The sequence below is a fragment of the Bradyrhizobium sp. CCBAU 51627 genome, from assembly GCF_028128765.1.
In the GTDB taxonomy this organism is placed as follows: domain Bacteria; phylum Pseudomonadota; class Alphaproteobacteria; order Rhizobiales; family Xanthobacteraceae; genus Bradyrhizobium.
The window spans coordinates 371966-396219 of the sequence record NZ_LBJG01000027.1 but is presented as its reverse complement, the minus strand read 5'-3'; the positions used below and the strand labels follow the sequence as shown (position 1 = coordinate 396219).

The 24254-nt window shown below is 64.8% G+C and carries 25 protein-coding genes; 12 read left to right on the top strand and 13 right to left on the bottom strand.

Going from position 1 to position 24254, the window contains the following annotated elements; all coding sequences use genetic code 11:
- Nucleotides 1-75: 75 nt before the first annotated feature.
- The 4 genes from grxD to XH88_RS25425 are packed head-to-tail and all read left to right on the top strand — an operon-like array spanning nt 76 to nt 3535.
- Complete coding sequence (gene grxD, locus XH88_RS25440; protein WP_018647423.1) at nt 76-402, top strand: Grx4 family monothiol glutaredoxin; 327 nt, start codon at nt 76-78, stop codon at nt 400-402.
- Nucleotides 403-405: 3 nt separating this feature from the next.
- Nucleotides 406-957: an O-acetyl-ADP-ribose deacetylase gene (locus tag XH88_RS25435; protein WP_271670992.1), complete on the top strand. Its 552-nt coding sequence runs from the start codon at nt 406-408 to the stop codon at nt 955-957.
- A 45-nt stretch (nt 958-1002) separates the two neighbouring features.
- Nucleotides 1003-2289: a serine hydrolase domain-containing protein gene (locus XH88_RS25430; RefSeq protein ID WP_271670991.1), complete on the top strand. Its 1287-nt coding sequence runs from the start codon at nt 1003-1005 to the stop codon at nt 2287-2289.
- Nucleotides 2270-3535 carry a serine hydrolase domain-containing protein gene (locus XH88_RS25425; protein WP_442868467.1) on the top strand — a complete coding sequence of 422 codons (1266 nt, stop codon included), beginning with the start codon at nt 2270-2272 and terminating at the stop codon, nt 3533-3535. The genes XH88_RS25430 and XH88_RS25425 overlap by 20 nt, the downstream gene beginning before the upstream one ends.
- Before the next feature lie 3 nt (nt 3536-3538).
- Here XH88_RS25425 and XH88_RS25420 read toward each other — a convergent pair whose 3' ends face one another.
- The 5 genes from XH88_RS25420 to murI all read right to left on the bottom strand — a co-directional run bounded on the left by XH88_RS25420 (nt 3539) and on the right by murI (nt 8140).
- A complete protein-coding gene (locus XH88_RS25420) occupies nt 3539-4606 on the bottom strand; it encodes a threonine aldolase family protein (RefSeq protein ID WP_271670990.1) in 1068 nt (355 codons plus the stop codon).
- 89 nt (nt 4607-4695) lie between these two features.
- The gene (gene rpsD / locus XH88_RS25415; RefSeq protein WP_209959401.1) at nt 4696-5313 is read right to left on the bottom strand and encodes a 30S ribosomal protein S4; all 618 of its coding nucleotides are present in this window, start codon (nt 5311-5313) and stop codon (nt 4696-4698) included.
- Between the two features lie 202 nt (nt 5314-5515).
- Entirely contained in the window at nt 5516-6283 is a 768-nt protein-coding gene (locus XH88_RS25410) for an acyltransferase (RefSeq protein ID WP_271670989.1), read from the bottom strand.
- A gap of 223 nt (nt 6284-6506) precedes the next feature.
- A complete protein-coding gene (locus XH88_RS25405) occupies nt 6507-7280 on the bottom strand; it encodes an HpcH/HpaI aldolase family protein (RefSeq protein WP_271670988.1) in 774 nt (257 codons plus the stop codon).
- Nucleotides 7281-7342: 62 nt separating this feature from the next.
- The gene (gene murI, locus XH88_RS25400; protein ID WP_271670987.1) at nt 7343-8140 is read right to left on the bottom strand and encodes a glutamate racemase; all 798 of its coding nucleotides are present in this window, start codon (nt 8138-8140) and stop codon (nt 7343-7345) included.
- Between the two features lie 277 nt (nt 8141-8417).
- Here murI and XH88_RS25395 point away from each other — a divergent pair, with 277 nt between their 5' ends.
- A complete protein-coding gene (locus XH88_RS25395) occupies nt 8418-9059 on the top strand; it encodes a glutathione S-transferase family protein (RefSeq protein WP_271670986.1) in 642 nt (213 codons plus the stop codon).
- Between the two features lie 7 nt (nt 9060-9066).
- Here XH88_RS25395 and XH88_RS25390 read toward each other — a convergent pair whose 3' ends face one another.
- Complete coding sequence (locus tag XH88_RS25390) at nt 9067-9873, bottom strand: Crp/Fnr family transcriptional regulator (RefSeq protein ID WP_333909265.1); 807 nt, start codon at nt 9871-9873, stop codon at nt 9067-9069.
- Nucleotides 9874-10139: 266 nt separating this feature from the next.
- On the bottom strand, nt 10140-11234 hold the full coding sequence (locus tag XH88_RS25385) for a SecDF P1 head subdomain-containing protein (protein ID WP_271670984.1): 1095 nt from the start codon (nt 11232-11234) through the stop codon (nt 10140-10142).
- A gap of 248 nt (nt 11235-11482) precedes the next feature.
- Between XH88_RS25385 and XH88_RS25380 the strand changes: the two genes are divergently transcribed.
- The gene (locus XH88_RS25380) at nt 11483-13390 is read left to right on the top strand and encodes an acyl-CoA synthetase (RefSeq protein ID WP_271670983.1); all 1908 of its coding nucleotides are present in this window, start codon (nt 11483-11485) and stop codon (nt 13388-13390) included.
- A gap of 19 nt (nt 13391-13409) precedes the next feature.
- Here the strand turns inward: XH88_RS25380 and XH88_RS25375 are convergent, their stop codons facing one another.
- A complete protein-coding gene (locus XH88_RS25375; RefSeq protein ID WP_271670982.1) occupies nt 13410-14579 on the bottom strand; it encodes a M20 aminoacylase family protein in 1170 nt (389 codons plus the stop codon).
- A 624-nt stretch (nt 14580-15203) separates the two neighbouring features.
- Between XH88_RS25375 and XH88_RS25370 the strand changes: the two genes are divergently transcribed.
- Nucleotides 15204-15791 (top strand): TetR family transcriptional regulator, encoded by a 588-nt coding sequence (locus XH88_RS25370; RefSeq protein WP_271670981.1) that lies wholly within the window; start codon nt 15204-15206, stop codon nt 15789-15791.
- A 41-nt stretch (nt 15792-15832) separates the two neighbouring features.
- Here the strand turns inward: XH88_RS25370 and XH88_RS25365 are convergent, their stop codons facing one another.
- From XH88_RS25365 to XH88_RS25355, 3 genes are all read right to left on the bottom strand, one after another.
- The gene (locus tag XH88_RS25365) at nt 15833-16129 is read right to left on the bottom strand and encodes a hypothetical protein (RefSeq protein ID WP_271670980.1); all 297 of its coding nucleotides are present in this window, start codon (nt 16127-16129) and stop codon (nt 15833-15835) included.
- A 111-nt stretch (nt 16130-16240) separates the two neighbouring features.
- Nucleotides 16241-16891 carry a response regulator gene (locus tag XH88_RS25360; RefSeq protein WP_271670979.1) on the bottom strand — a complete coding sequence of 217 codons (651 nt, stop codon included), beginning with the start codon at nt 16889-16891 and terminating at the stop codon, nt 16241-16243.
- A gap of 7 nt (nt 16892-16898) precedes the next feature.
- A complete protein-coding gene (locus XH88_RS25355; RefSeq protein ID WP_271670978.1) occupies nt 16899-18269 on the bottom strand; it encodes a sensor histidine kinase in 1371 nt (456 codons plus the stop codon).
- Between the two features lie 185 nt (nt 18270-18454).
- Between XH88_RS25355 and XH88_RS25350 the strand changes: the two genes are divergently transcribed.
- From XH88_RS25350 to XH88_RS25330, 5 genes are all read left to right on the top strand, one after another.
- A complete protein-coding gene (locus XH88_RS25350) occupies nt 18455-19240 on the top strand; it encodes a MotA/TolQ/ExbB proton channel family protein (RefSeq protein ID WP_271670977.1) in 786 nt (261 codons plus the stop codon).
- Nucleotides 19237-19923, top strand: coding sequence for a hypothetical protein (locus XH88_RS25345; RefSeq protein ID WP_271670976.1), 687 nt, complete (start codon nt 19237-19239; stop codon nt 19921-19923). Before XH88_RS25350 ends, XH88_RS25345 begins: the two co-directional genes overlap by 4 nt.
- Nucleotides 19916-20521: a hypothetical protein gene (locus tag XH88_RS25340; RefSeq protein WP_271670975.1), complete on the top strand. Its 606-nt coding sequence runs from the start codon at nt 19916-19918 to the stop codon at nt 20519-20521. The genes XH88_RS25345 and XH88_RS25340 overlap by 8 nt, the downstream gene beginning before the upstream one ends.
- Nucleotides 20522-20638: 117 nt before the next feature.
- Nucleotides 20639-21379 (top strand): metallophosphoesterase family protein, encoded by a 741-nt coding sequence (locus tag XH88_RS25335; protein WP_271670974.1) that lies wholly within the window; start codon nt 20639-20641, stop codon nt 21377-21379.
- A complete protein-coding gene (locus XH88_RS25330) occupies nt 21380-22813 on the top strand; it encodes a serine/threonine protein kinase (protein WP_271670973.1) in 1434 nt (477 codons plus the stop codon).
- 6 nt (nt 22814-22819) lie between these two features.
- On the opposite strand, the gene XH88_RS25325 is transcribed toward XH88_RS25330, so the two are convergent.
- Nucleotides 22820-23215, bottom strand: a complete 396-nt coding sequence (locus XH88_RS25325; protein ID WP_271670972.1) for a hypothetical protein — start codon at nt 23213-23215, stop codon at nt 22820-22822.
- A gap of 297 nt (nt 23216-23512) precedes the next feature.
- Nucleotides 23513-24214, bottom strand: a complete 702-nt coding sequence (gene rpe / locus XH88_RS25320; RefSeq protein ID WP_271670971.1) for a ribulose-phosphate 3-epimerase — start codon at nt 24212-24214, stop codon at nt 23513-23515.
- Between the last annotated feature and the right edge of the window lie 40 nt (nt 24215-24254).

The window sequence follows — 24254 nt, the reverse complement described above, 5'->3', positions numbered from 1 at the left end:
TAGGCAGGTATCGGGTTAGATCGGCTGAGCCGGCCCGAGGATATGGCTGAGGGCTCTGCCCAGAAGGACACGGATATGAGCATTGCGGAATTCATCGACAACGAAGTGAAGTCGAACGACGTGGTTCTGTTCATGAAGGGGACGCCGCAATTTCCGCAGTGCGGGTTCTCCGGCCAGGTCGTGCAGATCCTCGACCATATCGGCGTCGGCTATAAGGGCCTCAACGTCCTGGAATCTGCCGAGCTGCGTAACGGCATCAAGGAATATTCGAACTGGCCGACCATCCCCCAGCTCTACGTGAAGGGCGAGTTCATCGGCGGTTGCGACATCGTCCGCGAGATGTTCCAGGCCGGCGAATTGCAGCAGCTCTTCTCCGAGAAGGGCGTCGTCGTCGCGGCCTGATCCGTGACAGTGCTGACGCGCCCGATCGGCGGCGTTCAGCTCGACGTCATCGTTGCTGACATCACCACGTTGAGCGTGGACGCCATCGTCAACGCCGCCAACACCTCGCTCCTTGGCGGGGGCGGCGTCGATGGCGAGATCCATCGGGCGGCCGGCCCCGAATTGCTCGCCGAGTGCCGGACGCTCGGCGGATGCTCGACGGGCGATGCCAAGATAACGAAGGGCTATCGTCTGCCTGCACGCCACGTGATTCATGCGGTCGGCCCCGTCTGGCACGGCGGCAACCGTGGTGAGGCGGAAGCGCTTGGCTCCTGCTACCGGCGCGCGCTAGAGCTCTCCCAAGCCAACGGACTGAACTCGCTGGCGTTCTCCGCGATCTCCACCGGCGTGTATCGCTTTCCGGCCGATCAGGCTGCGAAGATTGCAATCCATACGACGATCGAAGCCCTGCCGACGTCCTCCTCGCTCGCCCATGTCATATTCTGCTGCTTCTCGGAGATAAGCGCCGCCCTCCACGCGGACGTTTTGGCGCGTTACGGCAGCCCTTGTGCCTGACAATGCGGTCGGTACACTCCGCCGGCCATGTTCCGGGGAGGGGATATGATTTTACATTTTGGACGATTTGCGTTGCTCTGCGGTGCGCTGGTCTCGTTTGGCGCGATGTCGCTCGCGCGCGCGGAAGGCACTTACGAGATTCCCGCCGGCGCCCATTTCAACCAGGACAAGCTTGCCAAGGTCAGCGAGTTCTTCAAGAACGAGGTCGCGACCGGCAAGATCGCGGGTGCCACCGTGCTGATCAAGCAGCACGGCAAGCCGGTCTATCACGAGGCCTTCGGCGTGCAGGATGTGGTCAGCAAGGCGCCGATCACCGACAAGACCATCTTCCGCCTGTTCTCGATGAGCAAAGCGATCACCTCCGTCGTTGCGATGCAATTGATCGAGGACGGCAAGATCAAGCTCGACGATCCGCTGTCGAAATACATCCCGTCCTTTGCCAATGTGAAGGTCGGCGTCGAGAGGAAAGCCGAGGACGGCACCAAGTCGCTCGAGCTCGTGCCGCCGAACCGGCCGATCACGATCCACGATCTGATGACGCACACGTCGGGCATCACCTATGGCTTCTATGGCGACAGCCTGGTCCGCAAGGCCTATCGCGACGCCAACATCTACGCCGGTGATTTCGACCTGGCCGAGTTCGCCGAGCGCATCGCCAAGCTGCCGCTGCACAACCAGCCGGGCGCGCTCTGGCAATACGGTCATTCGACCGACGTCCTGGCGCGCGTGATGGAGATCGCGGCCGGCAAGCCGCTGATCGACATCATGCGGGAGAAGCTGCTCGACCCGCTCGGGATGGTCGATACCGGCTTCTTCGTCACGGACCCCGCCAAGCAGAAGCTTCTGGCGCAACCGGTGCCGAACGATTCCGACTTCCGGGTCGGCCGCATCAACGATCCGACCGTCGTCAAGAAGATCCAGTTCGCCAGCGGCGGCATGGTGACGACCATGGCCGACTATCAACGTTTCGCCCAGATGCTGCTCAACGGCGGCACGCTCGACGGCAAGACCATTCTCAAGCCCGCGACGTTCAAGCTGATGACGACCGACCAGATCGGGCCGAATTCGGGCGTCGATCGCGATTATTTCTACTTCCCGGGCGACGGCTTCGGCTTCGGCCTCGGGCTTGCGGTCCGCACCGATCCCGGCAATGCCAAGCCGCCGCCGCCCGGCGATCTTGGCGAGTTGAAATGGGACGGCGCCTCCGGCTGCTATTTCGTGATCGATCCCAAGCAGGACATGTTCTTCGTCCTGCTGGAGCAGACGCCGAGCGAGCGCCAGCGCGTGCAGCGGACGCTGAAGCAGTTGATCTATGAGGCCATGGAGAACTGAGGCTCTCGTCAGAGCTGTCCTCGTCGCCGCGCTTGTTCTGCTGATCGGTGCGGCGCGGCCGGTCCGCGCCGAAATGCCGCTCGCCCGCAGCTTCACGGCTGCGGGACTTATGCGCGTCAGTGCGTTTCTCAGTCGCGAAGTCGCCGCCGGCAGGATTCCCGGCGCGATCCTTCTGATCCAGCAGCACGGCAAGCCCGTGCTCTCCGAGACCTTCGGCCTGCGCAACGTGAGGACGGCGCAGCCGATGACCGAGGACACCATCTTTCGCCTCTACTCGATGTCGAAACCGATCACCTCGGTGGCGGCGATGATGCTGGTGGAAGACGGCAAGCTCGCGCTCGGCGATGCCGTGGCAAAATACATTCCGGCCTTCGCCGAGGTGCGGGTTGGCGTCCCCGAGGCGGACGGCAGGCTGGTGCTGCAGCCGCTGGCGCGGCCGATCACGGTGCGCGACCTGCTTCGACATACCTCCGGCATCACCTACGGCTTCTACGGCGACAGTCCCGTCCGCAAGCTCTATGCGCAGGCAGGTTTGTTCGACGGCGACCCTGACAACGCGCAATTCGTCGCGCGTCTTGCACGCCTGCCGCTCGCCGAGCAGCCGGGAGCGCTTTGGGACTATGGCCATTCCACCGATGTGCTGGGGCGCGTGATTGAAATCGTCTCGGACCTGTCGCTCTATCAATTCGAGAAGCAGCGGCTGCTCGATCCCCTGGGGATGCGGGATACTGCGTTCTTCGTCACCGACGCGGCCAAGCGGCCGCTGATCGCCGAGCCCTTGCCTGGCGACTGGTTCGACCGTCCCGTCGCCGGTATCACGGAGGCGACCGCGCCGCGTCGCTGGGAATCCGGCGGGGCCGGCATGGTCGGCACGATTCGAGACTACGCGCGATTTGCGCAGATGCTGCTGAATGGCGGTGAACTCGATGGCCGCCGCTATCTCAGGCGCGAGACGGTGGCGCTGATGGCATCGGACCAGATCGGCGAGGGGGCCGGCGTAACGAAAGATCCCGGGTTCTACTTTCCGGGGCGCGACAGCGGCTTTGGTCTCGGCTTTGCGGTGCGCACTGTAGCGCACGGCCCGTTGCCAGCGGGCGAGTACCGCTGGGATGGTGTCGGCGGCACCTTCTTCTTCATTGATCCTGCCGACGACATGTTTGTGATCTGCATGATGCAGTCGCCCGCGCAGCGCGGCCGGATCCTGGACGAGGTGAAGCGGCTGGTCTACGGAGCGATGAAGCGCTGATGATTAGGCGGCGCGCACGATCTCGCGCACGTATCCGATCGTCTCTTCGATCTGGCTCGCATTGACGTCGAGATGCGTGCAGGCGCGGATGCGGCCGTCCATCATCGCGAGCGTCACGCCGCGCTGGCGAAGTGCCGCGACCATCTTGTCGCCGGGAACGCCGGCGGCATCGGGCTTGAAGAACACGAGGTTGGTCTCGGGCTCCTGCACCTCGATGCCTGATATCTGCGACAGCCCGCGGGCCAGCGCGCGCGCATTGGCGTGGTCGTCGGCGAGGCGTTCGACGTGGTGGTCGAGCGCGTAGATGCAGGCGGCCGCGCAGATACCGGCCTGCCGCATCGAGCCGCCGAGACGCTGCTTCCACTGCCAGACCGCATCGATGAAGGCGCGAGAGCCCGCCAGCACACCGCCGATCGGTGCGCCGAGGCCCTTGGAGAAATCGATCCAGGCCGAATCCCAGCCTGCGGTCATGTCGCGCGGGGAGATGCCGCTTGCGACCGTGGCGTTCAGCAGGCGCGCGCCGTCCATGTGGGTGACGAGGCCGTGATGTCTGGCGATCGCGACGATCTCGTCGAGCACGGTCTTCTTCCAGATCGTGCCGCCGCCGATATTGGCGGTTTGCTCGACGCTGACAACGGTTTGCGGCGGCTGATAGCGCGTGCGCGGGTGCAGCGCCCTGCGAAGCGTCTCGGGCGTGAACTGGCCGTCGGGGCCCTTCAGCTGCGTGACCTGGAAGCCGCCGATCGCGGCATGCGCACCGCCCTCGCGCGCGATGATGTGCGCGGTCTCATGCGCGAGGATCTCGTCGCCGGGACGACAATGCACCAGCGTTGCGGTGACATTGCACATCGTGCCCGAGGGCATGTAGACCGCGGCTTCCTTGCCCATCAACTCCGCGACGCGCTCGCACAGCGCATTCACGGTCGGATCGTCGCCGACCTGCTCGTCGCCGACCTCCGCCCGTGCCATCGCCTCCCGCATCCCAGCCGTCGGCCTGGTCTGCGTGTCCGAGAGCAGATTGATGCGCACCGGGGGCGCCTTGGGATCAACAGGGGGAGGGGTATAGAGCATGCGACGGCTCCTCAAAGCATTGCGGCCACTGAAATGTGGCTCTTAAGCAAAAAGGCCCCGGCGAACCGGGGCCTTTCGATATTCAGATCTTAGCGCGAATAGAATTCGACGACCAGATGGGGCTCCATCTGCACCGGGAACGGCACGTCGGAGAGGCCGGGGATGCGCACGTATTTGGCGGTCATCTTGCCGTGGTCGACTTCGAGATAGTCGGGAGTGTCGCGCTCGGGGAGCTGGCTGGCTTCGAGAACGTGGGCGAGCTGCTTGGAGGCTTCCTTGACCTCGATCACGTCGCCGATCTTGACCTGGTAGCTCGAGATGTTGACCTTGCGGCCGTTCACCTTGATGTGGCCGTGGTTGATGAACTGGCGGGCGGCGAAGATCGTGGAGACGAACTTGGCGCGGTACACGACCGCGTCGAGACGACGCTCGAGCAGCCCGATCAGGTTCTCGCCGGTGTCGCCCTTGAGGCGGCTCGCCTCGACATAGATGCCGTGGAACTGGCGCTCGCTGATGTTGGCGTAGTAGCCCTTCAGCTTCTGCTTGGCGCGCAGCTGCACGCCGAAGTCCGAGAGCTTGCCCTTGCGGCGCTGGCCGTGCTGGCCGGGGCCGTATTCGCGGCGGTTCACGGGGCTCTTCGGGCGGCCCCAGATGTTCTGGCCCATACGGCGATCGATCTTGTACTTCGCCTCACTGCGCTTAGTCATCGCGTCCTCTTCGGTTGCATGGTTATGAGGAAACGCGCCCTCCTGTGTGACAGGCCTTCAGCCCGGCACCGACAGGTCCAATCCCCAAAGCTTAAGGGAGCGGACCACGGGTCGCGAAACGCTTCGCGGGCCGAAATCGGCCCGCGAGCAGGCGGCTTTTAGGGGAGTTTGGGGTTCGCTGTCAATGCGAACGGCCACGGAATCACGTCCTGACGGCCCGGATCTGCTTCGGTCCGGCCGCCCGTAATTCGGCAGCAATTTCAGCGTTCAGGACCTGTTCCAGCCGGGTCAGGACCCGGGCGATGGGGGCGGCATCGGTGACCCTGTGGTCCCAGCGGATCACGACGTGGATGGTCTGGTCGGGCTCGACCACCCCATAGCTGACAATGAAGGGGCCGGGGGTAACGGGATGAAGCTCGCCGCCGCCATAGGCGGCCACCGAACTCACTGCGAAGCTGCCGAACCAATTGCCCCGCTGCCGGCCGAAATTGAGCCCCACGGCCCAGGACAGCCGCCGCAGCGGCAGCGGTAGCCGGGTCGCCCGCATGATCTTGCGGAACATCGGGACGTCGTCGATCGGGGCCGTCTTGGCGCGCCGGATCTCGGCATCGATCGCGGCCAGCGTCATGGTCTCGGGAGCCGCGATTCGCTGCGGCATCACGCATTCCTCGCCATCCTCGACCCGCGCGATAGCGACCAGCGCCACGCTCTTCGGCAGCTCGTAGAGCGATGGCCAGGGCCATTTGGCGTAGACGGTGCGCAGCACGGGCTCGTCCCTGGCGACCAGGGCGAAAGCCTTCACGAACATCGCCGCCCAGCCGGCCGGTGCCATCACGCCTGCACGAGCCTCCAGCAGCGGGCGAATATTGAGCGAACGGGACAGGGAAACGAATGGCACGTCCATCGACGCCCGCATGAGGTCGCAGATCATGCGGCGCGGCAGCGAAATGGTCTTGGGCGTCCCGCGCATCGCTCTTTCGGTTCCCGGAGATGAAAATATGGGCAGCGGGTGGGTCGCCCGCTTGTTCGCTTTAGCACAACCAACCCGCTTTGGGGCGGCTGGTTGGCCCTACGACGGCACCGGCGGGGCTGGCTGGCCGCTCTTGGCGGGAATATAAATAGTTAACAATTTCAAAATCTTAAGGTCGCGACCTTGGCGTTCACGACGCCTGCCGCGATCTGGCAGGGATAGGTCAGCGCCTGATTCCGTCGAATGCCGCCATGATACCGCGCTGGAATAGCGACCAGTCGAAGCCGAGCGCGATCGCGCGGTAGCCGCGGTCGATCAGTCGGTTGGCCTGGTCGGCGGTGCGCGCCACGCCGCCGATCGGCACGCCGCTTCTGAGGATGCCGGCCTCGGCGCGGGAGATCAGTTCGAGCAACTGGGGGTCATCCATCTGGCCGCGCTTGTTAATGGACGTGGCGAGATCGCCGGGGCCGATGACGGCGACGTCGATGCCCGGCGTCGCCATGATCTCGTCGATGCGGTTGACGGCATCGACATGCTCGATGGTGACCATGCAGATCATCTCGTCGTCGGCCGAGGCCATGTAGTCCGGCATCGACTGGCCCCAGCGGAATGGGGCATGGAACGGCCCCCAGAGCCGGTCGCCGCGTGGCGGATAGCGCACGCTACGCACCGCTTTCTCGGCCTCGTCGCGATTGGTGATCATCGGGAAGTTGATGCCGAACGCGCCGATGTCCATCGGTGCTTTCGCAAGCCACGGTTCGTTCGCGGCAATCCGCACCAGCGGCGTGCATGGCGTGCCGGTCGTCGCCGCGATCATCGCATGCGCTTCGGTGAGCCCGATCGGCCCGTGCTCGAGATCGACGATAATCCAGTCGAGCGAGCGCGCCATGATCTGTACTATCTGCACGCTCGGGATCGTTGCGATCGCGCCGAAGGCGGGACGTCTCTCGCTCCACATCTGGCGGAGACGATTGAGCGGCGTGGCGGGGACCGACATGGAAAGACCTTGCGCGAGATGACGATGCGCGAAGCCTAGCAGCGCGCGGCCTGGGCGCAAGGTCAGGCGACGGCGCGGCCGCCGAAGAACGGCGTCAGGGCCGGTCCGAGCCCATGCACGCGGTTCGACGTGAAAATCATTTCGGCGCCGGATTCCACGATGCCGCCGCTGCGTGCGCCGAGCAGGTCGGAGACCCGACGGGCGATCGCTGGTGCCGGGTCGATCCATTCGACCGGCCATGGCGCCAGCCGCTCCAGCCGGTCGAGCAGCAGCGGGTAGTGCGTGCAGGCGAGCACCACCGTGTCGGTGCGCGCGCTCGCATCGGCGGCATCACCGACAAAGCAGGGGGTGAGCTCGGCGAGGATGTCGGCATCGCTGATTGAATGGCCGCTGAGATCGCGTTCGGCGAGCGAGGCAAGCTCGGGCGAGCCGACCAGCGTCACCTCGCAGCCTTGCGCGAAATCGCGGATCAGCGCCTTGGTGTATTCGCGCTTTACCGTGCCCTTGGTGCCGAGCACCGAGACGCGGCGGGTCTTTGACCGCGCGCAGGCCGGCTTGATCGCCGGCACCGTGCCGACGAAGGGTACGGAATAAGCGGCCCGCAAGTGCGATAGGACCAAAGTGGAGGCGGTGTTGCAGGCGATGACGACGAGGTCAGGATCATGGGTGCCGATCAAGTCCCCCATCAGCGGCACGACGCGAGCGATGATCTCGTCCTCGCTGTGATGGCCATAAGGGAAGAAGGCGTCGTCAGCGACGTAGGTATAATGCGCGTCCGGGCGCGCGGCCACGACCTCACGCAGCACGGTGAGGCCACCAAGGCCGGAATCGAATACCAGGATCGTCGGGGAATTGGTCACGTCAGCACCCTAGCCCATCATGGTTACCATTCGGTTTTTGGGGCGGTTTTACGGCGGGGAAAGCCGGCGCAGCCGCATTATTGCGGCATCGTGACGGACGAGGGGAAAGGGCAGTCCCGTGTCTGGAGGCGCTGCAGCGGGGTCTGCTGCGCACTGCATCGCCGGGGAGACGCTCCGCTGCGTCCGGGGCACGAGGAGAACGTGATCGCGCCCTCTCTAACGACCCCCTATGATGTGGCATCGCGGCTCATCCAATTTGCAGCCGCAAGGAGACTCCATGCTTACAGTCCACCATCTCGGCAAATCGCAATCCGAACGCATCGTCTGGCTCTGCGAGGAGCTCGGGGTCCCCTATGAGCTGAAGCGCTATGCGCGCGATCCAGTCACCATGCTGGCGCCGCCTGATTACAAGGCGCTGCATCCGATCGGGGCGGCGCCCGTCATCGTCGATGGCGATCTCGTGCTCGCCGAATCCGGCGCCATCGTCGATTACATCATCGCCAAATATGGCAACGGTCGCCTCGTGCTCGGCGCCGATGATGCCGATTTCGCGCAATTCCTGTACTGGTTTCACTTTGCCAACGGCACGCTGCAAGCCGGTATGGGGCGGCTGATGCTGCTGAACCGGCTCAAGCTCGCCGATGACAATCCGATGCTGGTTGCGACCAGGGCGCGCGTCGATCGCGCCTTCGACTTCGTCGATGCGCGGGTGCGCGATGTCGAGTATCTCGCCGGCAGCACCTTCACCGTGGCCGACATCATGATCGTCTTCTCGCTCACCACGATGCGCTATTTCCAACCCTACGACCTTTCGCGCTGCCCGAACGTGGTCAGCTATCTCGGCCGCGTCGGTGCGCGTCCGGCTTACGGGCGTGCGATGAAGAAGGGCGATCCCGGCATGGCGCTCTTGCTGAACTGAGCGGCAGTCAGGCGATCTTGTTCGTGGTCGCCGCCTGTGCCGCGGCCAGCTGCTTTTGCAGGCGATCGATGTTCTGCAGGAGGCGCTGGCTGGTCAGCACCAGGAAGTAATAGCCGAACTGCGGGTCCTGGAAGTAGATCTCCAGCAGCCGGTCGTAGGTGATCGTCAGCACCTGGCCGTCTTCGATGCATTCGATCGTTCCGGTGCGCCGGTTGTCCGGTGTGAGGAAGCCGAACTCTCCCATGAGGGCTCCAGGCCCGATTTCGACGCCGATCTCCTTCACCAGGAATCTGCCGGTGACGGTGAGCAGCATCTCCTTGGCCGGATCGCCCAATCTGAACAGCGTGTCGCCGCGACGGTATCTGCGCTCGGCCATGAACGGCTTGAGCCACTCGATCGACATGTCGCCCTCGGCGGCATGGCGCGCCTTCTTGACCAGCTTGAGCATCTGCCGCAGGCGAAGAGCGTTGATCGGAAGCAAGAGCAGATACAGCAGGAACGTCGAGACATTGGCCGAGAGCGCGCCGAAAAGGGCGAAGAAGGCGCAACCGATCATGTTGGCGACGCGCAACGGCACCATCGTCCGCATCAGGAGTGTGGCGACGAAGAAGATGGCGCCGACCGCGGCGAACATGTTGGCCAGCGTGATGTTGTGAACGAAGATCTCCAGCAGCCGGTTGAAGATCGCGTCCCAGGTGACGTTGTTGGGGTCGAGGCCCATCTGGACCAGGATCTTCGCTATCCTGAGGTTGTCCGTTGCCGCATCCAGAATGCGGTCGAGGATCGACGAAATGTCTGCGCTGCCGGACGGCATGGTACTAACCCCGCGTAAGGCCTTCAGTCCCGGTATCCGCGGCACGATATAGCCGAAATCGAATGACGACCGCTTGAAATGAAGCCTCGGGCCGCCCTGCCGCAAGGGGCAAATTTTAACCTGAACGGGCGTTTCGGCAATTGCCCGTTCGTTGCGTGCATGAATCACGGTGCCCCGTGATTCGGGCGGGCACCGCAGGATGACTTTGACGCCGGGACAGGCCGGCGCGATCATGACAGCCGTTGGCCTTTACGGCTTTGTTCCCGCTAAGGCTTGGCGTCGGGTTGGATGACCCGCTGTTCGACGAGGGTAAGGTGGCCCGGCAGGGCGCCGGCGCGCAGCAGCATGGCGACGCTGTTGGCCTCCTCAAGGGTGAAATTCCCGGAGATCTGGACCGAGCCGCCGGTGATGGGCTCGCGGATCACGGGAGCAGAGATCACCCTGTCGTCGAGCACGATGGCGAAGCTCTTGCCAACGCTCTCTTCGGTGACGTGGGCGAAGCGCCGCGTGCCGCGTCCGTTGAAACGGAACTGGGCAATCGGGTCCTTGGTGCCGGGCGCAAAGCCGGGTGCCGCATAGTTGATGTCTTCGCCGTCGAGCGCGCTGTCCTTCGAGTTTTCTTTGACGACCAGATAGGGCTTCTTGTCCTTGAAGCCGAGCAGGATTTCGGAGCCCTCGGGTGGCGTGCCGGATTGCGCCTGCTCCGCGGACATCGAAGCATCGATCGAACGGAAGCTGACCTTGACCTTCCGGGCGAAGATCGCAGTGACGCGCTCGGGGTCCGTCACTCCCGGGAGGAAGATGCGGATGCGGTCGGTCCCGTCAGGGACGACGCTGGCAAGCTTGACGTCGGCGTCCTTGAGACGTTGCTCGATCATGGCGACAGCATCTTCGACGAGATCGCGCAGCCGCGCCGCCGATGCAGCCTCGGTCGGCGCCAGCTTGACCGCTCCGTCACTGCCGTTGGTCACGGCGAGCGCATGCGAGGGCAATCCTTCCGCGTCCGAGGCCAGCTTGCGCGCAAGCTGTTCGCGGCCTTTGGCGTCCGCGATCTTCAATTCGACGCCGCCGTCGCGGATCGCAAGGCCTGAGAAGGCGATGTGGCCGTCGTGCAAGATCTTGTAGACATCGTCGCGCAAATCCGTGACGACGCTCTCGCGCAAGCCTTCGCTGTCCACCCTGTAGATGATTCGTGACCCGCCCAGCTTTTCCATCTTGTCGCCGACGAAGGCCGCGATCTTGGCGCGCATCTTGTCGAACTGGCTGTCCTCGGCGAGCGCAGTGCGCGGCAGGGCCATCGCCGACGTGATGGCAAGCGCGAGGATCAATCGCGTGGCGCGGTCCCGCAGGGGCATGGTCATGATCACCTCGAGTCTTGCGGCAGGACGCTGGCAGGTGAGTCCGATGCCAGTTTCTTGGTAGCCGGATCGGGCTGGCAGGTTCAAAAGCCTCTGAGGCGAGGTGGATCGTCGCAGCCTGTAGGCAATAGACGAACGCCCAATCATCCATCATTGTGGTGCCGCTTGGCCGTCAACGGTCGGGGCCCCGCCGACCCAAATGTCAAAAAGACAGGCGACGAGGGCCGATATCTGAGGGAGGACGATATTCCATGGCGGGCATCCACGCGCTCGATCGGCTCATCGGCAATGACTATCCGGAGCTTTTTACGGACGAGGAGGTCCGGGCCTTCGAGCAGGTCCCTTATGCCGATCGGGTCGCCGCCGAGAGCACCTACGATGCCGTAAGGCTCGGTGCCGCGCGTAACCCCGACGGGGCGGCGCTCCAGTTTCTGCAAAATGCCGATCCGGCCGATACGCCTGTTGTGGTCACCTACCGCGATCTCATCGCGCGCGTTACGCAGGCCGCCAACATGTTTTACGCGCTCGGTGCGGAGAAGGACGACGTCATCTCCTTCATGCTGCCGCTGCTGCCGGACGCCTTCGCGACGCTGTTCGGCGCTGAGGCCGCGGGCATTGCCAACCCCGTCAACCCGCTGCTCGAGCCGCACCAGATCGCGGAGATCCTGGAAGCGGCGAACACCAAGATCCTGGTCGCGCTCGGGCCGATGCCGGGCACCGACATCTGGCAGAAGGTCGAGCAGATCCGCCCGCAACTCAAGCATCTCAAGGCGATCGTGCAAGTGGCAGGCGGCGGTGATCCCGCCAACGGAATTTTCTCGTTCGACGACCTGATCAAGCAGCAGCCGGCCGACCGGCTTGTCAGCGGGCGCACGATCGCTGGCCACGACATCGCCGCCTATTTCCACACCGGCGGCACCACCGGTACGCCGAAGCTGGTGCGGCACACCCACGCCAACCAGGTCTATCAGGCCTGGGCGCTCAATCTGCTACTGAAGTCGAAACCCGGCGCCAACCTGCTGTTCGGCATGCCGCTGTTTCACGTCGGCGGATCGCTGACGCAGGTGCTGTTGACGTTGTCGAGCGGCGGCTCTCTCGTCGTGCTGTCCCCGAGCGGCTGGCGCAATCCGAACGCGGTGAAGAACATCTGGGGACTGGTCGAGCGTTTCAAGCCGGAGGCGTTGTCGAGCGTGCCGACGGTGCTCGCCGCAGCGCTCGCGGTGCCGCCCGGAAACGCCGATATCTCCAGCCTGAAATACGCAGCCGGCGGTGGCTCGGCGATTCCCGTTGCGGTCGGCTCGGCGATCCAGGAGAAGCTCAAGCTGCCGGTGGTCGAGGTCTACGGCATGACCGAGACCTCGAGCGTGCACACGCTCGCTTATCCCTCGCGGCCGATCCGGCTCGGTTCGGTCGGCCTGCCCATGCCTTACTCGCGTGTGCGCATCGTGCAGCTCGATGCCGACGGCAATTTGATCCGCGACTGCAAGCCCGACGAGATCGGCGTCGTCATCATGGCCGGCCCCGGCGTGTTCGGCGGCTATCTCAACGACGCCCACAACGAGGGTGCGTTCGTCGACGAGGTCTGGGTCAATTCCGGCGATCTCGGCCGGTTAGATGCCGACGGCTATCTCTGGATCACAGGCCGCGCCAAGGACCTCGTGATCCGCGGCGGGCACAACATCGATCCCGCGCCGATCGAGGAGATCATGTTCCGCCATCCCGCCGTTGGTTTCGCCGCCGTGGTCGGCCAGCCCGACGACTATGCGGGCGAGCTGCCGGTGGGTTACGTCCAGTTGAAGCCGGGCGCCAAAGTCGAGCCGGGTGAGCTCGAGGCATGGGTGCGTGAGCGCACGCCGGAACGCGCCGCCGTTCCGGTGCAGGTCATTCCGATCGATCCCATGCCGGTGACCGGCGTCGGCAAGGTGTTCAAGCCGCAGCTGCGCTGGGACGCGGCGCAGCGCGTATTCGCGAAGGTGCTGACGCCCCTCGTCGAGCGCGGCATCGATTGCAAGGTGAAGGTTGGCGCTCACGGCAGCCACGGCTCGATCGCGACAGTGACGCTTGCAGGGCTGCCGCCGGAGCAGCGCGAGGCCGCCGCCGGGGAGGTGCATGCGCTGCTCGCGCCGTTCGTGATGCGGCACGAGGTGGTGCACACGTAGCTGAGGAGACGGAACCTAGCTATGCCGGCATGCGTGTCTCGATCAGGCGCGCCCAGAACGAGGCACCGTGGCCCAAGATGTTGTCGTTGAAGACATAGGCCGGATGGTGGCACTCGTTGCCATCGCCCATGCCGACCAGCACCATCGCGCCGGGGCGCGCTTCCAGCATGAACGAGAAATCCTCGGCGCCCATCATGGGGATGAACTTGTCGTTGACGCGGTCGGCGCCGACGATGTCGCGGGCGACGTCGGCGGCAAGCCCGGCCTCGCGCGCATGGTTCATGGTCACCGGATACATCCGCGTGTATTTCGTCTCGGCCGAGCCGCCATAGGCCCGCGCGACGCTGTCGGCGACTTCGCCGATGCGGCGCTCGACCAGATCGCGCACCTCGGGGTCGAGCGTGCGCACGGTGCCACCGAGCTCGGCAACTTCCGGAATGATGTTGAAGGCCGTGCCGGAGTGGAATTGCGTGATCGAGATGACGGCGGATTTCAGCGGATCGACGTTGCGCGCCACGATGGATTGCAGCGCATTGACGATCTGCGAGCCGATCAACACGCTGTCGACCGACTTGTGCGGACCGGCGCCGGCGTGGCCGCCCTTGCCGTGGACGGTGATCTGGATGTTATCCGAGGAGGCGAGCATCGGGCCGGGCGTCGTGGCGAAATGGCCTTCCGGCAGGCCCGGCATGTTGTGCATGCCGTAGACCTCCTGGATGTTCCAGCGCGTCATCAAGCCGTCCTCGACCATGGCCTTGCCGCCGCCGCCGCCTTCTTCGGCGGGCTGGAAGATCATGATCGCGGTACCATCGAAATTGCGCGTCTCGGCGAGATATTTGGCGGCACCAAGCAGCATGGCGGTGTGGCCGTCATGGCCGCAGGCGTGCATCTTGCCGGGAATCTTGGAGGCATAGGGCACGCCCGACGTCTCCATGATCGGCAGCGCGTCCATGTCGGCGCGCAGGCCGATGGTCTTGCCGGAGGCCGACTTGCGGCCACGGATCACGCCGACCACGCCGGTGCGCCCGATGCCGGTCACCACCTCGTCGCAGCCGAATTCGCGCAAGCGGTCGGCGACGATGCCGGCGGTACGGTGGACTTCGTAGAGTAGCTCGGGGTTCTCGTGGAAGTCATGGCGCCAGGCCGCCATTTCATCGGAGAGGGCGGCGATGCGGTTGACAATGGGCATGGGGGAGGTCCGTTTCTTGTTCGTGGGGCGGGCGGATAGCGTAACCCGCCGCGATGCCGGCGTGGAAGGCGGTGCGTTGCGCCAATTCGCCTCTCAGGGATTTTTCGGCTCGCCTTGACGATCGCGGCGCCGGAAAGCGGACGGCAGCAAAATACCTGCTATGTCAGCGGCTTGGCGGGGCAGTGATCGGTTGACGGCGGCGGAGGGCAGGGGTCAGGTCAATCGCATGGCGATCGTCTCAAATATTAACTGTCAATCACGGATCATTGACTGACAGATATTGAAATCTGTCAGCGAGACGTGTATATCCCTCTCCGGACGCTCCAATTGGGCGTCCCGTGGTCCCTCCAGGGGGAGCCCGACGTCCGAAATACCGCTCGGATCGAGGGTCGTCGGTGAAGGGCGAGGGCCGCGGACGAATGGAGACTTAAGACAATGACGACCGAAATCATCAACTTCACCGGAACGATTGGGCACTGGCTCAATCTACTGGTCGCGCGCCAGATCGCGGCGCAGGCTGCAAAACTGCCTCATTGAGGCGAGAGCTTTCCGAACGACCGGCGAGGGGCGCTTCGGAGATGGCGCTGTCGCCGGGTGACCCCCGAACGGGAACATGGTGCTGGCATGAACGAAGTCGTTGTTTTGACGCCGGAGCGAATCCTCGAAGTCACCGAGGATGTCTTGCGGCGCTACGGACTTGCCAAGGCCACAGTGGTCGACGTTGCTCGTGCGCTCGATGTGAGCCACGGCAGCGTCTATCGCCATTTTCCAAGCAAGGCCTCGCTGCGCGAGGCCGTCGCCAAACGCTGGCTGGATCGCATCGACGCACCGCTCCTGGCGATTGCCGAGGAAAAGGGCCCCGCGCCTGACAGGCTCGACCGCTGGCTGCGCACGCTGTTCGCGGCCAAGCGTTCGCGCGTGCTCGACGACCCCGAGATGTTCGAGACTTATCTGACGCTGGCGCGCGAAGCCTGCGCGGCGGTGAAGTGTCACAAGGACACCATGATCGACCAGATCGCGGCGATCCTCGCCGACGGCGTCAAGCAGGGCTTGTTCGCCGTGGACAACGTGAAGGTCACCGCGCGTGCGATCTTCGACGGCACCTGCCGCTTCCACCACCCGGCCCATGCCGATGAGTGGAAGGATGCAGAGTTGCCGGCGCGCGTCGATGCGACGCTCGCGCTGCTGCTGCGCGGTTTGAGGGCCTGCTAGATCGCGGCGCTGTTGGAATAGGCGCTGCGGCGATCAACCAATCAACCTCTTGCTTTGTGAAGAAGAGCGCCGTTGTGAGCCGATGGCGAGGACGTTCGCGCGCGGAAAGCGCTGTCGGACGATGGCACGACCGGCGGACTCTCGGGGTACGCATTGATGGCGATTTCGACATCGTCCTTTGATCGTTTTCGAAGGCGCTCGAATGCCAGTTCCTGATCGAGCATGGGGCAACGGAAGTGGACGACGGCGGTATCGGGCAGGCGGCAGAGCTCGTCGATGAGCTCTCCTACCGTGATGATCTGGGGATGGGCGACGATCTTGTGGTGACCCTTGCTCATGACCTTCTACTCCTCACTCCGTCGTCAACCGGAATGGAATAGCCTCTGTTCCAATCCGCTCGGCAGATTGAAGAATTTCATGTCATTCCAGGCAATGCGGCAGTTCTGCTGCTAGATTTTGGTCAGCCCGCAAGCTGCCGCGAGCCGCACCAGCTGCGCGTCCGTGCGCGCGCCGATCTTGGTCTTGATCAGATAGTGATAGTTCTGGACCGTCTTGACGCTGAGGTTGAGATGCGTCGCGATCTGCTCGCTCGTGGCGCCGCCGGCAAACTGCCGCAAGATCTCGATCTCGCGCTCGCCCAATTGATCCAGCGCTGATCCGGCCGACAGGCTGTCGTCGGCCAGCACATGCGCGATGTCGTCGCTGATGGTGCGTTCGCCGCGTGCGACGCCGCGGATGGCACTGACGACGGCGGATGGTGCGCTGCTCTTGGTGACGAAGCCTGACGCGCCGGCATTGAAGGCGGCCTTCACCAGCACAGCCTCGTTATGCATGGTGAAGACGAGGACGCGCGCCCGCGGATTGCGGGCGCGGATGTTGCGGATCGCCTCCAGCCCGCTGGCACCGGGCATCGAGATGTCCATCACAACGACGTCGGGGTCATGCGTCTTGAAGGCCGCGTACGCATCGGTGGCGTTGTCGGCTTCCGCCACGACGTGGAGATCGTCCTGGCTTTCCAGCACGCGCCGGTAGCCCTGACGGACGATCGGATGGTCGTCGACCAGCAGCACCGAGATACCTGTTACTGCGACCTCACTCATGACGACCTCACGCAGCAAGCGGGATCGTTGCGGCAACGCTGAGGCCGCGCCTTGCAGGCAGGATCGACAGCGAGCCGCCGGCCGCCGTCACCCGCTCGCGAATGCCGGTGAGGCCGAACCCGGCGGATCGTTCCACGCGCGCTGCATCGCCGCCGCCGTCGTCCTCGATGCGGATCAGAAGCGCACCGTCCTCGCCGGCGCGCCGCTCGATGCGCAACGAGATCTCGCGCGCTGCGCCGTGGCGCAGCGCATTGGTCAGGCATTCCTGGGCGACCCGATAGGCGGTCGTTGCGGCCGGGCCCGTGATGTCGGCGAGATCGCCTTTGAGGTCGAGCTCGATTGTCGGCTGCGTCGCGCTCTGCGAGCGCCAGCTGTCGACGAGGTTGACGAGGCTGGCTTCCAGCCCGAACTCCTCCGGCAAGGGATTGCGCAGGCGCTTCAGCGCGTCGCGCAGCGAGGCCATCAGATGATGTGTGGCCTGTGAGATCATGCGCGCATCCTGCGCGATGCCGTTATCCCTGCCGTGCTGCGCGCTCGCGGTTTCGATCGTGTTGGCGAAAGCAAGGATGGCCGAGAGATTTTGCCCGAACTCGTCATGCAGCTCGCGCGCGAGCGCGCGCCGCTCGTCGTCGCGGATCTCGATCAAGCGCCGCGTCAACGCCGCGCGCTGTTCGGTGGCCTCTTCGAGCCGGCCGCCGAGTGCATCCACGGCCCCGCCGATCATCGCAAGCTCCATGGAGCGGAAGCGCGGCAGCTCGGTGCGATATTGGCCGCGCGCGATGCGTTGCAGGGCGAGCACGATGGCGCGGGCCGGCGCCAGCGTGTGCGCGATCGCGAGCGAAGCCAGCAGGGCGATCGCCGCCGCCATCAAGAGCGCGACATCGATCACGTTGAGAATGTACTCCCAGGCGAGCGAGATCGAAGCTGCTTGATCCGGCGTCGCCACCACTGTGCCGGCGGCGGCGGCGCGGGGGCTGACCGGCCGCACCACCTCGGCGTGGCTGCCGAGGAAGGTCGGCACGATGGACGCAAACCAGCGTGGCGGTGTCCGGCCGATCCCCTGGCTCTGGCCGCACAGCGGCTTTTCAAAAGCCGCCACCGGTTGGAACTCGACGCAGACGCCGGGCGAGATCAGCTTCATCGTCTCCAGCGTGCGCCATTCCGGAACGGGCACGAGATGCTCGCGCATCCTGCTGCTGCGCAGCAAGAGTTCGTGCCAGTACAGGCCCTGAAGCGCCTGTGCGACCCGCTGCGCGGAAGTCGCGGTCGCCCGGTCGACACTGCGATAGGCATCAAAGGTGGCCCACACGGTCGCCGCACCCAGGCACAGCGCAACGATGAGAAGCAGGCGGGCGACAAGCTGAAGCACGAGGCGCATGCGATCACCCCAAAGTTTGGTGAGCTCAGCCTAACAATGCCGCCGCGCCTTGCCAATTGCCGGGTTTGGGCCGGATCGTCGCTCGGGCAAATTTCCCAAGCCGGATTGGGCATGGGTCTTTGGACCCGGCGCGGCGGCTTTGATCTAATCGGGATGGAATCGTTCGAGGTCAGGAGCAGCGCAGCATGAGTTCGATGACGATTGGCCCGATCGCGGACAGCGCGACCGACTCATCCGAACGCAGCGCACTGCTGTTCTGGATGATCTTCACGGGGCTGTCGATCTTTGCCGTCGTGCTGTTGTGGCGGTTCGGCCTGATCCATTTGATGCTGTCCTCGGACCGGACCTACATTTCGAGCGTGATCGCGGTGCTTTATCTCGTCACCTGCGGGCACTGCTTTCTGCGGACGCGCGCGATTGCGCGTGAGGGTGCGGCGGCGCGACGCTGTCGCGGGGTGCTCGCTGCGCCCGATGGCAGCAAGGCGCTCGACGCGCGCGCGTGGGCCCTGCCGCGCGGGCTGGTGCGGGACCATATCGAGAGCCTCGTCACCAAGGCCGCGGCGCAGGATTATCGCCCGGTCGACCAGACGCTGCTGCTGCGGACGCTTGCCGATCGCCTGCGCGGCTCCAACGGCTTCGGCGGCTTCGTCTCCGACACGCTGATGAAGCTCGGCCTGCTCGGCACCATCATCGGATTCATCATCATGCTGGCGCCGATTGCGGGGCTGGACGCCGCCGACAAGGTCGCGATGCGCTCCTCGATGGGGCTGATGAGCGACGGCATGGCCGTCGCGATGTACACGACACTGGCGGGTCTCGTCGGTTCCATCCTGGTCCGCATCCAGTATTACATGCTCGATGCCGCGACCCAGCGGGTGTTCTCCGATGCCGTGGTGCTGACCGAGACCTACGTGACGCCGGTGCTGGAGCGCCGAGGCGCTCAAATCAAAGGCGCTGGAACGCCGCCATGATGGACGATTTCGGTCTTTATCCGCGGGAGGAGTCGTTCGATCCGCTGGGTGTGATGCTGTTCAAGGCGCTCCAGGTGGTCGCATTCCTGTTCTTCCTCGCGCTGCTCGCGGTCTCGCCCGACGCCAAGGACGGCAAGATCGACTCCAAGGCCGAGTTCATGATCACGCTGGACTGGCCGGACAATCATCCTGACGATCTTGACTTGTTCGTGCAGGATCCCGCCGGCAACATCGCCTGGTACCGCCACCGCGAGGCCGGCTTCCTCACGCTCGATCGCGACGACAGGGGCGGGGCCAACGACTTCATCATGGTGGGCGGCAAGAAGATCGCCTCGCCCATTCGCGAGGAGATCGTGACGCTACGCGGCATCGTCCCCGGCGAATACACCGTCAACGTCTCGCATTTCGTCGCCACCACCGGCGAGCCGGTCACCGCCAATGTGAAGGTACAGAAGCTCAACCCGACCGCGCAGGTGGTCTTCGACAACAAGTTCACGCTCGACCATACCGGCGACGAGAAGACTGCGGTGCGGTTCCGGCTCGATGCCGAGGGCAAAGTCATCGATGTGAACCAAAGGCCAAAATCGCTGATGGAGACCTTCCGCAGCACCTGGCGCAACGGGGCTGATCTCGACCCGAGCACCGGTGCGAGCAAGAACGCCGTGAGGATCCGCCGTGATTAATTTGCAGACGGTCATCTTCACGCTGTCGGTCGCCTATGCCGTGATCGGTGCGCTGCTCCTGGTCGTGCTGGTTTATGCGCGGCTGCACTGGTCGCTGAAGGCGGTCGCGGTGGTGGTCACCAGCGCGTTCTACGTCGTCAGCTTCACGGAAATGCGCGGGCTGCTCGGCTGGGCCAGTACGGACGGGCTGCCGGCTAACTTCAAGCTGCTCAAGGCGCGGATCGTCGAGCCGCATTCGCTGGAGGGCGATCCCGGCTCGATCTATCTCTGGGTCGAGGAACTCGACGAGGACCACCGTCCGAGCGGCATTCCGCGCGCCTTCCGCGTCCCCTACAACGACACCTTGGCCGACAAGACCCACGCGGCGGAGAACGAGATCGCGGCCGGCCATCCGCAAGGCGGGCGCGCCGCCGACTTTGGCGGCGGCGAGGGCAGCCTGATCGACATGGTCCGGGAATATGTGACGCCCAAGGCCATCGTTGAGACCAGCGGCGGCGATTCCTCGACCGGGGAGTTCAATGCCCCGCCGGCCGGCGCCCAAGGTGCCGTCTTCACGCCGCTGCCGCCGCCCCGGATGCCGCCCAAGGACGAGCAATAGGCCCTTCACCATCGTGCCAATGCGGCGCTGGTCAACTGCCCCGCGCTGACGCATCTTGTTGACCTCCCTCAAATTGGCTTTATCGGCTTCCAATAAGAATTTGAGGGTGGAGGGTGCGTGCTTCTCGCTGTCTTCTCGGATATCCACGGCAACCGGCAGGCGTTCGAGGCGTGCCTGAGGGTTGCCCGCGCCAGGGCTGCGGAGCGGTTCATCCTGCTCGGCGATTTCGTCGGCTATGGCGCCGATCCGGAATGGGTCGTGGATACCGCCATGGATCTGGTCGCTCATGGCGCCATCGCCGTGCGCGGCAACCATGACGAAGCCGTCAACACGACCGCCGAGAACATGAATAACGAAGCGCAGATCGCGATCGAGTGGACGCGCAGGCGGCTCGACGCGGCGCAGCGGCGGTTCCTGGCCGAGCTGCCGATGCTGGTGGAGGACGGCGATCGCCTGTTCGTGCATGCGGAAGCCTCGAACCCCAAGCGCTGGCACTACGTCCGCTCGACCACGGATGCCGCCAAGAGCCTGATCGCGACGCCATCCCATGTCACCTTCTGCGGCCATATTCACCGGCCCGCGCTCTATTCGATGTCGGTGACGGCGAAGATGACGAGCTTCGTGCCCAAGACCGACGTGCCGGTGCAGCTCCTGCGCGGGCGGCAATGGCTCGCCGTGCTCGGTTCGGTCGGCCAGCCCCGCGATGGCGATCCCTCCGCATCCTTCGTGCTGTTCGATACGCTCTCGTGTCAGATCACCTATTGCCGCGTGCCCTATGACATCGCGAGCGCGGCGAACAAGATCCGCGAGAACGGCCTGCCGCTCTGGCTCGCCGACCGGCTCTCGCAGGGGCGCTAGATGCCCAAATCCCTGATCAAGTCGGGCGCTGTCATCGACGGCTACACGATCGGCGAATGCGTCCATGCCGGCGGCATGGCGACGCTGTGGACCGTCACCCACCCCGGCATCGAGATGCCGCTGCTGATGAAGGTCCCGCGCGCCTCGGAAGGCGAGGACCCCGCGGCGATCGTCTCGTTTGAGATGGAGATGATGATCCTGCCGCGGCTCGCGGGCCCTCACGTGCCGCACTGCTACGGCACCGGCGATTTCGCGCGCCAGGCCTATGCCGTGATCGAGCGGATTCCTGGCACCACGCTCTACAAGCGGTTGCCGGACCTGCCGCTGCCTTACGAGGAGGCGCGGCTGCTGGTTGCGAAAATCGCGGCCGCGCTTGCCGATCTGCACCGCCAGAACGTGATCCACCACGACATCAAGCCGAGCAGCGTCATGTTCCGTGAGAGCGGCGATGCCGTGCTGATCGACTATGGCCTGTCGCATCACGACCATCTGCCTGATCTGTTGCAGGAAGAATTTCGCCTGCCTTACGGCACCGCGCCTTATATGGCGCCGGAGCGGCTTCTGGGGGTGCGCGACGATCCGCGCAGCGATCTTTTTTCGCTCGGCGTGCTGCTGTATTTCTTCACGACCGGCGAACGGCCGTTCGGGGAGGGCGAGACGCTGCGCGCGATGCGTCGAAGGCTTTGGCGCGATCCGCATCCGCCGCGAAGCTTGCGCGCCGACTATCCGCCCTGGCTCCAGGAAGTGGTGCTGCGCTGCCTGGAGATCGAGCCGGTCTGGCGCTATCCGACCGCGACCCAGCTCGCCTTCGATCTTGCCCACCCGAACCAGGTCAAGTTGACCGCGCGCTCGGAGCGGCTGAAGCGCGATCCCCTCTCCGTCGCGTGGCGCCGCCGCTTCAATCAGGATGTGAAGCAGCCGCGGGCGAAGCCGGATGTTGCGGAGCAGATCGCCTCGAGCCCGATCCTTGCGGTCGCGCTCGACACGGTGGAGGGTACTGCGGAGCTAAATGAGGCGCTGCGCGTGACGACCGAGCGTATCCTGGCGACGCTGCCGTCGGCACGGCTCGCTTGCGTCAATGTGCTCAAGCTCAACCGCATTGCCATCGACAAGACGTTGGACGAGCAGGGCTCCAACAAGCATATTGACCGGCTGGTCGCGCTCCGGCACTGGGCGACGCCCCTGAGGCTGGACGAGAGCCGGCTGTCGGTTCATGTGCTGGAGGCGGTCGATCCTGCCGCGGCGTTGCTGGAATTCGCCGAGGCCAACCAGGTCGACCATCTCATCGTCGGCGCGCGGCAGAGTTCGTTCAGGCGCACTCTGCTCGGCAGCGTCTCGGCCAAGGTCGCCGCGGAGGCGACCTGCACCGTCACCGTGGTGCGGCCGCCGCGGATGGCTGCGGCGAAACCGGGCGCCGGCGTGGTGTGGGGCTAGGAAGGATCACGCCGCGTGAGCGGTGTGGATCGCGCGCTTGCGGCGGATCGGCCAAGCGAACTGAGGATCTGGCTCGCCGTGGTCGGCATGGCCGCCGAAATACTGGATGATCTCGCGGCAGGGTTCGCAGGCGAAGAGGTTACGCGACGCGGCTGCCTTGGCCATTTCCCTGAGGCAGTTTGGGCAGTGCGGTTTCATGGCTTCAATCCGGAAAAAGGAGTCTCGGTGTCGACGTTGCGATGCGAACGAATGATCGAGGTCTGAGTTGTCGGGGACGGCATCGGTGTCGAACGCGCAATCGGAGCGCTCGGGGCGGCCGAAGAAATAATCGAGGTTCGGATGCGGGCGACGCGGGACGCGGCAGCGGCGCTTCGGCAGGCGCTCGACCGGGGCGATCTGCATGGCGTCACCCCCGGTCGTGGCGGACGGGACGGGCGGAGCGCGCCGGGATTCTTTCCGGTCCCGCCGATGGGCCAAACACGACAAACGCACTGAAACCGATCCACAACGCTACGCCAGTCCAAACCAGGGTCGTCGTCATGATGTGCTCCCGTCAAAAGCAGGCAGGAGCTAGTAGCGGTGATTTGCGCGAATCAGTGAAGCCCGGATGAGTACGGATCGTGATTCCAATTTTAAGCATTGCGCGCTGCGGCTTCCGTAGAAGCCGCGGTTTTCGGCGCTTGCGCGGCCCGGTGCAGCTCAGATCGCTTCGCCGCGTGCGCCGAGGGCCGCGTTGCGGATCGCTGCAATATTGTTCTTGTAAGCGTCGAGCGTGCCGCCCCTGAACACGGATGTGCCGGCGACGAAGGCGTTGGCGCCGGCAGCTGCGAGCGCGCCCGCGACGTCGGGGCCGACGCCGCCATCGACCTCAATGTCGATCGGCCGTCCGGCCGTCATCGCGCGGATATCGCGGATCTTGCCGATCGCGGAAGGAATGAAGGCCTGGCCGCCGAAGCCGGGATTGACCGACATCACCAGCACGAGGTCGACCAGGTCGAGCACGTATTCGAGGACGCCGATCGGCGTTCCCGGATTGAGCGAAACGCCGGCCTTCTTGCCGAGCGCGCGGATCGCTTGCAGCGAGCGGTGCAGATGGGGACCCGCCTCGGCGTGCACGGTGATGTGGTCGCAGCCGGCCTTGGCAAAGGCTTCGAGATAGGGGTCGCAGGGCGAGATCATCAGATGGGCGTCGAACACCTTCTTGGTGTGCGGGCGCATCGCCTTGATGACGTCGGGCCCGTAGGAGATGTTGGGGACGAAGTGCCCATCCATGACGTCGAGATGGATCCAGTCGGCGCCGGCCGCATCCACCGCACGAACCTCCTCGCCGAGCCTGGAGAAGTCCGAGGCCAGGATCGATGGCGCGATGGCCAGGGGGCGGGGGACGAAGGCTTGGGTCATGGCGCGGTTTCCCGTGACGGCCGAGGGACTGATGGCTTCG